This is a genomic window from Micromonospora trifolii (assembly GCF_022229005.1).
GTDB classification, from domain to species: domain Bacteria; phylum Actinomycetota; class Actinomycetes; order Mycobacteriales; family Micromonosporaceae; genus Micromonospora; species Micromonospora trifolii.
Window position 1 is genome coordinate 41,021 of record NZ_JAKKFD010000029.1, and the last position, 14,824, is coordinate 55,844.

Below are 14,824 nucleotides of genomic sequence, written 5' to 3' on the forward strand. Positions count from 1 at the left end.
GGTTCACGCAGGTTGGAAGAGTTCGACACACATCACATCGATGGTCGGCCACGCCAACGTCCTCCTCCCCATGCCCGAGAAACGGAGCGGCATGAACCACAAACCGCAGTCCAGGGCGCGGCGACGACTACTCGTCGCGCTGCCCGCCATCGCCCTCGCGGCCACGTCACTGACCGTGAGTGGCAGCGCGGCGGCCCAGTCGCCGTCCGGCACCCCTCTGGCGGTGATCGGGGCCGACGAGCACTACATCAACTACGCCGAGCCCGAGGTGCAGCCGGACACCACCGGCCGTGAGGTGAAGGGCAAGGGTGGCATCTACACCCCTGCCGCGGAGTCCGCGCGCGCGTTCGACCAGAAGCACGCCCGGGGCAACCCGGTGACCGCTCGGCAGCTGGCCAAGGACGAGGCCAAGTCGCTGAAGACCGGCCAGAACCCCCGCAAGTTCAAGAAGGCGCCGACCACCCAGACGGCGAAGCTGCTGACGCTGCTGGTGGAGTTCAACGACAAGGCCAACGACGACTTCACCGGCGTGATGGTCCCCAAGACCGTGTTCGAGGACCGCACCTGCGTCCCCGGCACGGTCCAGAACGGCCCGAAGCACAACAAGATCCCCGACCCGGCGCGGCTGCCCCACGAGGACAACAACTCGATGTGGGTGCCGAACTTCTCGCCGCAGCACTACAACAAGATGCTCTACAGCAAGAAGGGCATCACCGAGCGGGTCCGCACGGACCTGAAGGGCCCGGACGGCAAGAAGGGCATCGACCTGTCCGGTCGCACCATGCACAACATGTACCTGGAGATGTCCAAGAACGCGTACACGGTGGACGGGCAGTCCAGCCCGTGGATCACAGTGCCGCACTCGGAGGGCTGGTACGCGGCCAACCGCTGCTTCCAGGACGAGACCGGCGCGTGGGTTCCCGGCCGTGAGCAGTCGATGAACGGCCACCCGGACAACCCGGCCGGCGCGGGTCGCCTCGCTACCGACGCGATCGACGCGCTCGTCGCGAAGGACCCGACCTTCCCGTGGGCCGACTACGACATCGAGGACCAGGCCGACCGCGACGGTGACGGCAACGTCTTCGAGCCGGACGGCGTGATCGACCACCTCGTGCTGGTGCACGCCGGCCAGGGCAAGTCCCGCGGCGGCGGCGCCGAGGGCGTGTACGCCGTGTGGGCGCACTCCTCCACGGTCGCCGGTGGCTACACCATCCCGGGCACCAACCTGAAGGCGTCGAACTACATCGTGCAGCCGGAGGACGCCGGGGTCGGCGTGTTCGCGCACGAGTTCGGCCACGACCTGGGCCTGCCGGACCTCTACGACACGTCCGGCAACGCCGACTCCGATGTGGACTTCTGGGACCTGATGGCCTCGGGCTCGCACTCGGGTGAGATCTTCCAGGCGCTGCCGACGCACATGGGCATCTGGGACAAGTGGGTGCTCGGTTGGGCTGACCCGCTGACCATCCGCCCCGGGTCGAACCCGCGCGAGGTGAAGCTCGGCCAGACGTCACGCACCCCGATCGACTCCGAGGACGGCATCAAGGTCGACCTGCCGGACAAGGTGACGACGCTGGCCACCCCGCACAGCGGCACCAAGATGTGGCACAGCAACAACGACCAGGAGTGGGCCGACGTCAAGCTGAGCCGCTCGGTCGACGTGCCGGCGGCCGCCGACTCGAAGTTCTGGATGTGGAACAACTACATCATCGAGGAGGACTGGGACTACGGCTTCGTCGAGCTCTCCACCGACGGCGGTACGACCTGGACCGAGCAGAAGGTGTACGACGAGGGCGGCACGGTGGTCACCACGCCGGACGGCTACCCGGACCCGAACGGCCGCATGAACGACTTCGGCGGCAAGAAGTACGGCCTGACCGGCAGCACCGACGGCTGGCGGCACGACTACGTCGACCTGTCGGCGTACGCCGGGACGACGGTGCAGCTGCGGTTGCGTCAGGCCACCGACGAGGCGTTCGAGGAGCGCAACTGGTTCGTCGACGACTTCTCGGTCACCGGCGGCGGCGCCACCACGTGGAGTGACGACGTCGAGGGCGGCGCCAACGGCTGGACGGCCACCGGCGGCACCTTCGTCGACACCACCGGTGGAGGCTGGAAGGTCTCCAGCGGCACCGAGGTGCACGCCCAGTTCTACCTGGCGGAGTGGCGCAACTTCGACGGCTTCGACAAGGGCCTGAAGTACGCCTACGACACCATCTACTCGCACGAGGCGTGGAAGGTCGACCGGATCTCCTACAACGCCCCGGGCATGCTGGTCTGGTACCGGGACACCGCGCTCGGCGACGTCAACCACGTCACCGGGCAGATGACCGCGCTGCCCAGCTACGGCGCGAAGGGCGGGCTGCTCATCGTCGACTCGCACTTCGACCCGCTCCGTCGCACTGGCGAGGCGGCAGTGAAGGACCCGTCGGTGACGGACAACCTGCCGAGCCGCCCGCAGTCCTCGAACGCGGCCTTCACGTTGAACCGGACGTACCCGTTCACGGAGTGCCTGGAGGCAGCGGACGAGCCGTACAGCGCCTACTGCACGAAGTTCAAGGGGCAGGCGCCGGTGAAGGCGTTCACCGACGCCAAGGGCTGGTACCCGGGCATCGAGATGCGCGATGGTGCTGCCTACGCTCGGGACAACGACGCGTCGGTGGTCCTGCCGTCGCGTGACAACGCGCCGTACACCACCCGGGTCACCCACCCGGACGGTAGCCCGGCGCCGGAGTTCTACGGCGTGACCCTGGGCGGTGGCGCGATCGTGCTGGGCACCGGAAACCCCGGCGACCAGGGCGTGAACTACGGCGTCTCGCTGACGATCAAGAAGGCTGCCGGGGACAACTCGTCGGCCATGATCTACGTGACGCCGGCGAAGAAGTAACGGTTTCAGGGATCGAGAACTGATGGTGGGGCCGGTGGCGGAGACGCTGCCGGCCCCACTGTCGTAAGTGCGATCAGATTGATCGAAAAATGTCGTTGTATACGTTCGCGTCCGGGTCCGGGCTGGTCAGCGTGGCTGATGAACCGGCGGGGTGTGACGGTGAAAAGCATTCCCAACAAAATCTTGCAACAAATCGACGCGTTCGTCTTCCCACCTGTCCCGCCAGTAACTATGTTCACCAATGGTCCCACTAGTGGGATCGATCTCCCACCGGCCCGTACCCCCGTTGGGCCGGTTCCCTCACACCGGAGGTACCACGTGCGCAAAGTCGCAGTGGGTCTGCTCGGGCTCTCACTGACGGCGACAGGCCTGGCTTTCGGCCCGTCCGCCTCGGCGGCGCCTCAGCCCAAACTGCCGGCCGCAGCACCGGCCGCTGCCGAACCACAGGCGCTGAAGGATGAACTCCCCGACAAGCTCGAGGAGAAGCGCCGCGCACTGCGTGAGCAGGGGCTCAGCGACGTGCTGAGCGGTCGGAGCAAGCCGATCGAGCGCAACGGAAGCACTGTCGTCAAGGTCGGCGAGGTCGGCAAGGCGGCCGGAGCGGGCGCCAACGCCCGCAGCACCGCTGGCGCGAAGCAGACCAAGGACCAGTACGTCGAGCTCAAGCGCGAGCGGACCGACAAGATCTTCGTGATCCTGGCCGAGTTCGGGGACGAGCGGCACCCGTCCTACCCGGACAAGGACATGAACCCGGACATCGCCGGACCGACGACGTTCCAGGGTCCGCTGCACAACAAGATCCCCGAGCCCAACCGGGCCGTGGACAACTCCACCATCTGGCAGCCGGACTTCAGCCCGGAGCACTTCCGCCAGATCTACTTCGGCACCAACCCGGGCGACGAGTCGCTCAAGCAGTACTACGAGGCCCAGTCCTCCGGTCGCTACACCGTCGACGGTGAGGTAACCGACTGGGTCAAGGTCCGGTACAACGAGGCCCGTTACGGCCGCTCCGACGACCCGATCCCGGACCCGGAGCCCGGCCAGCCTGCGGACCCGCGCGATGACCGGGCCGTCTGCGCCGACAACGTCTGCCCGAACACCTGGAACCTGATCGCCGACGCCGCCAACCAGTGGGTCGCCGACCAGAAGGCCAAGGGTCGGACGGACGCCCAGATCGCCACCGAGATGAAGTCCTTCGACCAGTGGGACCGGTTCGACTTCGACGGTGACGGCGACTTCAACGAGTCGGACGGCTACATCGACCACTTCCAGATCGTCCACTCCGGCGGTGACCAGGCCGACGGTGACCCGCAGCAGGGTGAGGACGCGATCTGGAGCCACCGCTGGTCGGCCTTCAACAGCTCGCCCGTCGGCCCGCCGAACTTCCCGATCGGCGGCACCCAGATCGGCAACACCGGCGTCTGGATCCGCGACTACACGATCCAGCCGGAAAACGGCGGTCGCAGCGTCTTCTACCACGAGTACGGCCACGACCTGGGCCTGCCGGACGACTACGGCCCGGCGGACAACAACAACGAGCACTGGACCCTGATGGCCCAGAGCCGGCTCGGCGCCAAGAACGACGCCGGCATCGGCGACCGCGGCGGCGACCTCGGCGCGTGGAACAAGCTCCAGCTCGGTTGGCTCGACTACGAGGTGATCGTGGCCGGGCAGAAGCGCTCCCTGGAGCTCGGTCCGCAGGAGTACAACTCGGACAAGGCGCAGGCCGCAGTGGTCGTGCTTCCGCAGCGGGAGTACACCTTCAACTACGGTGCGCCGTTCGAGGGTGCCAAGCAGTACTTCTCCGGTAACGAGGACAACCTCGACAGCAAGATGACGAGGACGTTCGACCTCACCGGCAAGTCCGCGGCGGCGCTGTCGCTCAAGGGCAAGTACAGCATCGAAGCCGGTTACGACTACCTCTACTTCGAGGCGTCCACTGACGGCGGCAAGACCTGGACCGACCTGGACGGCACGGCAAACGGCACGCCGATCGGCGTCGACGGCGCGGGGCGTCCGGCCCTCTCCGGCACCAGCAAGGGCGCCTGGGCGGACATCAACATCCCGCTGACCTCGGTCGCCGGGAAGGTGGCGCAGGTTCGCCTGCACTACGTCACCGACGGTGGGGTCTCCGACGGCGGCTTCTTCGGTGACGCGATCACCGTGACCGCCGACGGTCAGACCGTGTTCAGCGACGGCGCCGAGACCGACGCCGGCTGGGCGTTGGAGAAGTTCCAGGTGGTCGGGGCGACCTACACCCGGCTGTTCGACAACTTCTACATCGCCGGCAACCGGTCGTACGTCTCGTACGACAAGTACCTGAAGACCGGCCCGTACTTCTTCGGCTACGCGAACACCCGCCCGGACTGGGTGGACCACTACGCGTACCAGGAGGGCCTGCTCATCTCGTACTGGAACACCCGCTGGTCGGACAACAACACCGCCCCGGCGTCGGCGTCCAACCCGGGTGGTCACCCGGGTGAGGGCCGCAACCTGTACATCGACGCGCACCCGCGCCCGATCTACAACCTGACCGGCGCTCCGTGGCGGGCCCGCGTCCAGGTGTACGACGCACCGTTCAGCCTGAACAAGGCGGACTCGTTCACCCTGCACCTCAACAGCCAGCCGCAGTACATCCGTGGCCAGGCCGCTGAGCCGCTGTTCGACGACACCAAGAAGTACTTCTACGAGGAGCTGCCGAACCACGGCGTCAAGCTCCCCGCAGCCGGTGTCAAGATCAAGGTTCTGGAGCAGGACGGCACCTCGATGAAGATCCGGGTCAGCTGACCACTGATCCCGCACCAACCAGCGACGCCCGGGCAGGTCATCTGCCCGGGCGTCGCCCTTTGTCGCACCCGGGTGTCCCCGGTCCCGGTCCGGGACAACCCGGGGCTTTCCCCTGTTCAACGCGACCACCAGGGTCGCCTGCGGCAACCGGGTCCTAGGCTGTCTGCCATGACCGACCAGCGCGGCGGGGCCGTCGACGAGTCCTGTGTCCTCACCGAGGGGCCATGGACGCACCGTTTCGTCGGCGCCAACGGCAGCCGGTTCCACGTGGTCGAGGCCGGCACCGGGCCGATGGTGCTCTTCCTGCACGGCTTCCCGGAGCACTGGTGGGCCTGGCACCAGATGCTGCCGGCGATCGCCGACGCCGGCTTCCGGGCGGTCGCCGTCGACCTGCGCGGCTACGGCGCCAGCGACAAACCACCCCGGGGGTACGACGGCTACACCCTCGCCGCCGACGTCGCCGGGCTGATCCGCGCGCTCGGCGAACGATCCACGACGATCGTCGGCAGCGGCCTCGGTGGCATGGTGGCCTGGACGGTCGCCTCGTTCCACCCGTCCCTGGTCCGCCGCCTCGTCGTGCTCGGGGCACCGCACCCGCTGCGACTGCGCGCTGCCATCTTCGCCGACCCGCGCGGGCAGTTCACCGCCTCCACTCCGGCGCTGAAGTTCCAGCTCCCCCGCTACGAGCACGTGCTGACCCGCGACGGCGCGGCGGCCGTCGGCGAGATCATGCGCCGCTGGGGCGGCCCACAGTGGGTGGCCGGGCCGGACTTCGAGGCGTACGCCGAGCGGTGCCGCGAGGCGATGTGCATCCCGCAGGCCGCGTTCTGCGCGCTGGAGGGTTACCGCTGGGCGTTCCGCTCGCTGCTGCGGCTGCACGGCTACCGGTTCGTCCGCCTGATGCAGAAGCCGCTGTCCACCCCGACGCTGCAACTGCACGGTGCCCTGGACACCGCCTCCCTGCCCCGCACCGCGCTGGGTTCCGGCCGGTACGTCGTCGCCCCGTACGAGTGGCGACTACTGGACGGGGTGGGGCACTTCCCGCACCTGGAGGCACCGGAGCTGGTGCTCGGCGAAATCCTGCGGTGGGCGAAGACCTGACCGGTCAGACCCGCTGCTCCCGCAGGTCGGTGACCTCGGCGGCCGGCGCCCAACCCTGGTAGACACCGAAGTCGAAGACCTCCAACCGCATCGCCTCGGCGACCGGCCAGCGACCACCGGTGTACTCCACCCGCAGCCAGGCGTCGTGCTTGCCGAGCACGATGAACGGCTGCCCCTGCCAGGTGCAGGTGGTCCGCACGTACGCCAGATCCTCGATCTCGCTCGCCGGCAGCACCCGGACGTAGCGGCCCGCGCGGACCTCGTCGAAGCCCTCGCCCGGCTCGGGCTGGTAGAGGCGGATGTCGTCGCCGTCCGGGCTGGCCTGGTATTCCCGGCCCTGCCAGCGGGCCACGTAGCCGTCGCGCATCACGCCTCCCCGACCCGTCGCCAGGTGACCGAGTCGGTGTCCAGTTCCGCGACCACCCGCTCGCTGCCGTCCGCGCCGATGCGCCAGAGTTGGGCGCCGTGCGGCAGCCGTGCGCTGTCCACCTTGAACTCGGCGACCACGTCGCTGCTCTCGCCCGGGGCGAAGCCGTTGCCCCGGAACGGCGGGCGTTCGATGACCCAGCCCTCCATGGCTCGCATCGCCGGCTCGTTCTGACCGCCGTAGGGGATGCGGTAGAGGCTCGGCCGGTGGGCCGGCCAGCGCAGCACGTAGATCTCCTCGGCGTCCGGGGCGAAGGGCGAGCCGGGGTAGCTGAGGCCCAGCGCCTCGTGCAGCTGGGTCGGCGTGGTCAGGTGGGACAGCTCACCGGCGCGGTGCACGAACCCGGACACCCGGTCGTACCCACGATCCAGGTAGTAGGCGAGTTGGCTGGGCGCTATCGCCTTCTGCATGACCGTCGGCCGGGTCGGGTCGACGGCAGCGGGGGCGTACCGGGGGCGGGCGGCTGGTTCGGCCACGGCCGGCGCTTCCACCTGGTCCACTTCCAGGTCGTCCCCGAGCCCCACCTCGGCGGCCCAGTTGGCCAACGCGACGATCTGCTCGCCGGGCAACTTGGCGCCGACGGGCGTGCCCGGGTTGACGGCGAAGGACCAGTCCTCGTCGGGCCAGCGCCGGATCAGTTGGGCGAACTTCACCCGGACCGTGTCGACGTCCCCCTCGACATGGTCGGCGAGGCGCTCCGGCGACGTGTAGACCACCACGTACGTCTCGCCGTCCAGCTGCCCGGTACGCCAGATGAAACCGGGATCCCCGGGGCGGCTTCCGCGCACCGAGTCCGGTGCCGCCGGCAGTAACACCCGGGCCAGCAGCAGGGTGGACAGGAACGTGTCGGTGCTGCCGGAGCCTGCGGCGTTGAGCAGGTCCTCCTCGACCGTGTTGGCCGGCTCGAACTCGACCGGCGCAGGCTCGTTGGCCGGTGGGTGCGGAACCTCGCCCGCGATCGTGCTCTCGCCGCCGAGCGGGGCCGTACCGGCCGGGCCGGCCGGGCCGGCCGACGAACCAGCACTGTCGGTGCTGTCGACAACCGGGTCGCCCAGGCCGGCGCCGGCCTCTGCCGGAGTTACCGGGTGCGGGACGGACGGACTCGCAGCGGGCTGAACGGGGCTGAACGACGCGGGCCCGGATGGGTTGGGACTGAAGGACGACGGACCGAACAGGCCCGGGTCGGAGGGCGTCGAGCCGAACGGCGGAGGGGCGGACTCGGCGGAGCTGGGCCGCCGGGGAGTTTCGACCGGCGCGCTGCTCTCGACCGGGTCGGTGAGGTCGCGGGACTCGATGATGGTGCCCTCGATGACGATGGGCGTGAAGCCGCGGCGCGGCGCGGGCGGCCCGGAGACCGGTTCCGCGACGGACGCCGGCAGGTCCTCCGCCGGCTCGAACCGGCCCAGCCGGTCCTGGGGAATCGCCTGCGTCTCCTCCGCCGACGGCCGTCCAGGCGCACCGGCCAGGGGAGGCTCACCGGTCAGCCGGAACGCGCGGGTGGGCTCCTCGGCCAGCGGGTTGTGCCGGCGCGGCGGCAACGGCTGGGTGATCTCCTCGCCGGATGGTGGTGCGCCCATCCCTCGGGACGCGCCGAGGCCGCTTCCCTCCGGCCGTCGTATCGGCTGGGTGGCTGCCGGGTCCGCCGCCATCGGAAAAGCCCGCGTCGCGGTCTCGTCGACCGGCGCCTCGGCTGGGCGGCGGCGAGGAAAGGGCTGGCTGCCTCGCCCGAACCGGGTCGGCGGGGCCGCCCGGTCACCGGGGCGTCCCCCGCTCGGGGCCGGGTCGCGGGCCGGGCTCGGGTCGAAGAAGGAGCGCCGAGGCGCGCCCTGGGGGCCACCGTTGCCGTTGTTCGGGGCCGGGCCGTCGACGTCGCCCGGCCGGGTCGCTGCCGGCCAGCCCACGCTCGGCCCGGGCTGATCGGTGGTGGGGCCGGCGGTCGCCAACGGGGTGAACCGGGACGGCCGCCCGGTGCGGGGCAGGGCTCCGTTGCCGGGCAGGGCTCCGTTGCCCGGCGCGGGCCGGGGCGGTTCGCTGGGGTGCCGCTGACCGGCCGCGGGCAGGTCATCCTCGCCGGGTCGGCGCGGCGGCTCGGCGGGGACGGGTGGTCGCGGCGTCGGACCCGGCACCGGCGGGGCACCCACCCGAGGAGCCGCGCTCCGCGCGGGCCTACGCGGCGCGAGCGGAACAGCCGCGGGCCCGGACGAAGCCGCCCCCGTTGCCGGAGGCGATCCAGCGGCTGGCGCGGCGTCCTGCGGTGGCGCGCCGGGCCGGGTGCGGGCCAACGTCTCCGCCCGCTCCAGTCGAGCGCGGGCACCCATGGCACGGCCGGGCAGTCGCACGTCGCCTCGGGACAGCTGCGATACGAACCAGGCCGGCAGGTAACCCTCGACCGGCAGACCCGGATTGACGGCGAGCCACCACTCGTGGTTGGGCCAGCTGGCCGCGAGGTCGGCGAAGGGGATGCGTCGGTTGCTGCCGGCGTGATCGCCGAGGCAGGCCCGCAGGGCGGCGGCGGAGGTGAAGGCCAGGACGTGGGTCCGGCCGCCGGTGGTCCAGGTGCCCCATCCGGCGGGTGGCTGGCCGGGCTGCGTCGGCGCGGAGACCGGCAGCAGCACATCGGTGCGGGACAGGAGCCGGAAATAGAGCTCCTGGTCGTTGGCGCGCAGCGCGTCGCGCATCGCCACCTCGGCCTCCGTGGCCGGCTCCCATGCGGTCACGGCCACCTCCCCTTCCGAGAACAGGCCACAGGTATCGCGTACAACCTACAAGGTGGTACCAAGATCACAATGGCTGGCCGGCGGGGGCCTGCCAGGGCTCGGAGGAGGGGATAACATCCCGTTCCGGAGCCGACACGATACGGAGGGTGTCGATGTCCCGATCGATCACGCGCCCGGTCCTCGCAGGTCTGGCAGCCAGCCTGTTGACCGTACCGGCCCTTCCGACCGTCGCCGCCACCGCCGGGCTCCGGGCGGCACCGGCCTGCGCGACCCCGCTCGCCCCCGTCCGGCCGGTAGCGGCCAGACCCTGGCCACAGCAACGGTACGACCCGGCGCGGCTCGCGCCGCTGGCCACCGGCGCCGGGGTGACCGTCGCGGTGGTCGACTCCGGGGTGGACCGGGTGCACCCGCAGTTGGCTGGCCGGGTGCTGGCCGGCGCCGACCTGCTCGACCCGGGCGGGGACGGTGGTCGGGACTGCGCCGGGCACGGCACCGGTGTGGCGAGCATCATCGCCGCGGCACCCCGCCCCGACGTCGCCTTCCGCGGTCTGGCCCCGGGTGCCCGAATCCTGCCGGTACGGGTGAGTGAGCAGCAGGTGGTGCAGGGGCGGGAGTCGGGGCGTACGGTCAGCGCCGACGAGTTCGCCCAGGCCATCCGGTGGGCCGTCGACCATGACGCCGACGTGGTGAACCTGTCCGTGGTGCTGTACGCGGACGACCCGGAGGTCCGTTCGGCAGTGCGGTACGCGGTCGACCGGGACGTGGTGCTGGTGGCCGCCGCCGGCAACCTGCACGACAGCGGGGACCCCCGACCGTTCCCCGCCGGCTACGACGGGGTGCTCGGCGTGGGCGCGATCGGGGCGGACGGCGGGCGGGCGACGTTCTCGCAGACCGGCCCGTACGTCGACCTGGTGGCGCCGGGCAGTGAGGTGCTGACCGCCGCACCCGGTGCCGGCCACCATCGGGTCGAAGGCACCAGTTACGCGGCGCCCTTCGTGGCCGCCACCGCCGCGTTGCTGCGCGAATACCGGCCGGAGCTGACCGCCGCCCAGGTGGCGGAGCGGATCATCGCCACCGCCGATCCAGCTCCGGGCGCGGGCCGGGGCGGCGGGTACGGCGCCGGCGTGTTGAACCCCTACCGGGCGGTCACCGAGACCAGCGGCGGCCGGGCTGCCGGCGCACTGCCGGTCGCCGCGCTCGCCGACGATCGGACCGACCCGGCGCAGCTCGCCCGCCAGGCCCGCCGGGCCGCCGCACGGGACCGGGCCCTGCTGGTCGGCGCGGTGGCCGGCATCACGGCGGTCACCGTGGCGCTGCTCGCCCTGGTGGTGCCCCGGGGCGCCCGTCGACGCTGGCGCCCGGCCGGCCCGGCCTGAGCCCGCCCACCCACGGTCTGAGCCCGGCCACACACGGCCTGAGCCCGCCCGTGCGCCGCCCTGGTCGCCGACCGGCTGCGGGCGGGGCGCTGACCCGGACACGGTCAGCGCTCCCGGCCCACATCGCTCACTGGAACAGCCCGGTGTTCTTCTTTTCGGTGTCCAGGTAGTCGGTGGCGGAGTCGTTCACCGCCAACCTGATGTCACGCAGCATCCCCTGGAGGTCCTGCGAGGCCGAGCGCCACTTCGCCTGCCGCTGCTCGTAGGCCTGCCGCGCCTCGCCCGTCCAGGTCTCCACCAGCGGGGCGGCGTCGCGTTCGAGTTGGCCGAGTTGCGCGTCGAGGGTGTTCAACGCCTTCTGAATGTCAGCGCCGGCCTGCTGCAGCGCGGCGAAGTTGACGACCAGCACACCATGGTCCATCGGATTCCCTCCCCAGCGGGATCAGAGCGGCAGTTGGATGCCGCCGCGGTTGGTGCCGGCCACCCGGCTGGCCACCTCGTCGTCGGACGCGTGGTAGTGCCGACCTGCGGTGCGGATCGCACCGGCCGTCTCGCGTAGCGCGCGGTGCAGCGCCGTCTGGTCCTGAGACCACTGCTGCTTGACCTGCTCGAACGACCGGCCACCAGCGCCACGCCAGGCCTGCTGCAAAACCTCCAGCTCGGCCAGCAGGCCGGTCAGCATGGACTGCAACGACTGGTCCACCTGCTCGAACTTCGCGGCGGTCTGCTGCATCACCGCTGCTTCTGCCTTGGTTTGGGACATCCGGACGTCACCTCGTCTCTCGGATCGCACCTGGCCGTCGACGCGCCCACAGTGGCCGACGCGTCGTCGCTTGGCCCGGTCGTCGAGCACTGAGACACGGGTCAGCGAAGGACTTCGTGGCTGACGGTAGCGACCTCGTAGCGGTTCTGCTACCCCACCGGCTTCCCCTGTGGACAACCGAGGCGGCCATCGGTCGCTTACGATGTGCCGCAGCCACGTCGCGGCGCGTGACGGGCCGCCGGAGGGCGGCCGGCCGCCCGACCCGGTCCCCACTGGTCGAGGAGGCACGGTGCCGGCGATCACCACCGGAGGGCCGCACCCGCCGACCCCGGTCGAGTCCGAGGCAGGTGCCTCCCCACGGGTGGGCGGGCCGGGCCGACCCACCGACAGTGGCCCTCTGTCGGTGGGTCAGCGCACCCCCCGCCGCCGGTCGCCCGTGGCCCGGTGGGTCGCGCTCGGCCGTCGGGTGGGCGCCGGAACGCGAGCCGGCCAACTGGTCACCGCACAGGTCGCGGCGGCGCTCGTCCTCGTCACCCTCGGCCGACCCGCACCGGTCGTCGCGGCGGCCGTACTGGTGGCCGTGCTGCTGGTGGCCGCCGCCTGGGTGCCGGTACGGGGGCGGTGGCTCTTCGAGTGGCTGGGCACCGCCATCGGGCACCTCACCCGCCGGCGGGCGTTGACCGGGCCGGCCGACGCGGCCGAACTGCTCGACCTGGTCGCCCCGGGCACCGTGGTCCGCTCGACCGAGTTGACCGGCGGGCCGGCAGCCGTCCTGGAGGACACCACCGGCATGGTCGCGCTCCTGGAGCTGGGCGACCCCGGCGACCTGCTGGGCGACGTGTCCCAGGCGATCCCCGCCCCGGCCGCGTTGCTCCCCCCGACCGGCCCGGACCAGCCCCCGCTGCTGGTCCAACTGCTGCTCGCCGGCGCACCGGCGCCGGTGCCGAGCGCCGGCGGCACTGTCGGCACGTCGTACCGGCAGCTCACCGACGGACGGCTCGCCGGGCGCGAACGGGCGGTGGTGGCGGTCCGGGTGCTGCGGGTGAACGGTTGGTCCGAGGAGGACCTGCGCCGGGTTCTCGCTGGCACGGTCCGCCGGATCGTCCGCCGGCTCGGGCCGTTGGCCGCGCGGCCGCTCGGGGTGCCGGCGGCGCTGCGCGTCCTGGGCGAGCTGGCCCACCACGACGGCGAACCGGTCCGGGAGTCCTGGCCGGCGATCCGGTCCGGCACCCTGGTCCAGGCCACCTTCCGACTGGTCCAATGGCCCGACGGGGGCGCTGTGGCTGGACGCCGGCTGGTGCCCCGCCTGCTCGCGCTGCCGGCGACGGCCACGACGGTGTCGATCTGCTCAGGCCCGTCGCCGACGTCAATGCCGTCGGGTCCACCGGCTGCCGGCGGAGTGCCGACCGAGCTGACCGTACGCCTGGCCGCCGCGACGGCGACCGAGTTGGCGGCGGCCACCGAGGCACTGGTCCGACTGGTGACCGACCTGGGGGGAAAGCTGCGACGGCTCGACGGCGCCCACCTGAGCGGGCTGGCCGCCACGCTGCCGTTGGCGCTGACGGCACCCGGGGCGCAGCCCCGCCCACCGGCGCCCGGGGCGCGACAGGGCCCAACCGTGGACGACTGGGAGCTGTCAGTGGGCGACGCGGGATTGATGGTCGGCACCAACCGGCACGGCCGAGCCGTCACCGTGCGACTGTTCCGGCCGGAGAGCACCCGCGTGCTGCTGGTCGGCGGGGTGCGGGCAGCCCAGCTGGTGGCCCTGCGCGCCCTGGCACTCGGTGCCCTGGTGGTGGTGCAGACCGCCCGGCCACGCGCCTGGGAGCCGTTCATCCGAGGGGTTGGCGCGCCGGGCGGCACGATCCCGTTGCTCCCGCCCGGTCGGGCGGTCGCCGACGGGGTGGGCACCGCGCTGCGTCCGTTGCTCCTGATCGTCGACGCCGTGGCGGCCGAGGCCGCGCCGGGCCCGCCGTGGCGGGCCACCCTGGTGGTACGCGACGAGCTGACCCCGGCCGATGTGGACGCGTTGAGCCGCGCCGACCTGGCGTTGCTCCAGCCGCTGACCCCGACCGAGGCCACCCTGGCCGGCGCCGCGCTGGGGCTGGGCGGCTCGGCCGAGTGGCTGACCCGGATCCGGGAGGACATGGTGGCCGTGGTCAACCGTCGGGCGCTGCGCTGGGCGCTGCTCTCCCCCACTCCGATCGAGGCGCAACTGATCGGGCCACCGACGCGCGGCTGAATCCACCGGGGCGGCCGGCTGCCGGGTTACGCCGGTGCGGTGTCCGTGGCACGATCCCCGCCATGGGTTTTCTGAAAGGTCTGCTGATTCGGCTGGCCAGCACAGCTCTGGCTTTCTGGCTGGCCACGCTCCTCATTCCAGGCATCTCCCTGGACTCGAACTCGGCCACCGAGACGGTGACCACGCTGCTCCTGGTGGCGGTGATCTTCGGTGTGGTCAACGCCGTTCTCCAGCCGATCATCAAGACCGTCGGCTGTGGCTTCTACCTGCTGACCCTGGGTCTCATCGCCCTGGTGGTGAACGGGCTGCTCTTCCTGTTCACCAGTTGGATCGCGGACCAGGCCGGGCTGCCGTTCTCGGTGGACGGTTTCTGGCCGGCGGCCGTGCTCGGCGCCCTCTTCGTGAGCATCGTGACCTGGATCCTCGGCGCCGTCCTCGACCGGGACTGACCGGCGACCAGCCAGCACCGACCCGGTTCGCCGGGGCTCCGACCTCGGTTGGGGCTCCGGCGGGCCGATGACCAG

Annotated in this window: 10 protein-coding genes; 6 read left to right on the plus strand and 4 right to left on the minus strand. The window is 71.5% G+C overall.

The window, feature by feature from the left end:
- Window positions 1-91: 91 nt before the first annotated feature.
- From NIE79_RS19235 to NIE79_RS19245, 3 genes are all read left to right on the plus strand, one after another.
- Complete coding sequence (locus tag NIE79_RS19235; RefSeq protein WP_238679872.1) at window positions 92-2,887, plus strand: immune inhibitor A domain-containing protein; 2,796 nt, start codon at window positions 92-94, stop codon at window positions 2,885-2,887.
- Between the two features lie 333 nt (window positions 2,888-3,220).
- The gene (locus NIE79_RS19240) at window positions 3,221-5,674 is read left to right on the plus strand and encodes an immune inhibitor A domain-containing protein (protein WP_238679929.1); all 2,454 of its coding nucleotides are present in this window, start codon (window positions 3,221-3,223) and stop codon (window positions 5,672-5,674) included.
- Window positions 5,675-5,842: 168 nt separating this feature from the next.
- Complete coding sequence (locus NIE79_RS19245; protein ID WP_238679873.1) at window positions 5,843-6,775, plus strand: alpha/beta fold hydrolase; 933 nt, start codon at window positions 5,843-5,845, stop codon at window positions 6,773-6,775.
- Between the two features lie 4 nt (window positions 6,776-6,779).
- On the opposite strand, the gene NIE79_RS19250 is transcribed toward NIE79_RS19245, so the two are convergent.
- Both NIE79_RS19250 and NIE79_RS19255 read right to left on the minus strand, forming a co-directional pair.
- Window positions 6,780-7,145, minus strand: coding sequence for a UCP033725 family protein (locus tag NIE79_RS19250; RefSeq protein ID WP_238679874.1), 366 nt, complete (start codon window positions 7,143-7,145; stop codon window positions 6,780-6,782).
- Window positions 7,142-9,919: an SseB family protein gene (locus NIE79_RS19255; RefSeq protein WP_238679875.1), complete on the minus strand. Its 2,778-nt coding sequence runs from the start codon at window positions 9,917-9,919 to the stop codon at window positions 7,142-7,144. The genes NIE79_RS19250 and NIE79_RS19255 overlap by 4 nt, the downstream gene beginning before the upstream one ends.
- Before the next feature lie 152 nt (window positions 9,920-10,071).
- Between NIE79_RS19255 and mycP the strand changes: the two genes are divergently transcribed.
- Window positions 10,072-11,295, plus strand: a complete 1,224-nt coding sequence (gene mycP / locus NIE79_RS19260; RefSeq protein WP_238679876.1) for a type VII secretion-associated serine protease mycosin — start codon at window positions 10,072-10,074, stop codon at window positions 11,293-11,295.
- A 127-nt stretch (window positions 11,296-11,422) separates the two neighbouring features.
- Here the strand turns inward: mycP and NIE79_RS19265 are convergent, their stop codons facing one another.
- Window positions 11,423-11,716, minus strand: coding sequence for a WXG100 family type VII secretion target (locus NIE79_RS19265; RefSeq protein WP_238679877.1), 294 nt, complete (start codon window positions 11,714-11,716; stop codon window positions 11,423-11,425).
- 21 nt (window positions 11,717-11,737) lie between these two features.
- Entirely contained in the window at window positions 11,738-12,058 is a 321-nt protein-coding gene (locus NIE79_RS19270; RefSeq protein ID WP_238679878.1) for a WXG100 family type VII secretion target, read from the minus strand.
- 289 nt (window positions 12,059-12,347) lie between these two features.
- Between NIE79_RS19270 and eccE the strand changes: the two genes are divergently transcribed.
- Together eccE and NIE79_RS19280 are read left to right on the plus strand one after the other, a co-directional pair.
- Window positions 12,348-14,300 carry a type VII secretion protein EccE gene (eccE, locus tag NIE79_RS19275; protein WP_238679879.1) on the plus strand — a complete coding sequence of 651 codons (1,953 nt, stop codon included), beginning with the start codon at window positions 12,348-12,350 and terminating at the stop codon, window positions 14,298-14,300.
- Between the two features lie 62 nt (window positions 14,301-14,362).
- On the plus strand, window positions 14,363-14,749 hold the full coding sequence (locus NIE79_RS19280; RefSeq protein ID WP_238679880.1) for a phage holin family protein: 387 nt from the start codon (window positions 14,363-14,365) through the stop codon (window positions 14,747-14,749).
- Window positions 14,750-14,824 lie beyond the last annotated feature (75 nt).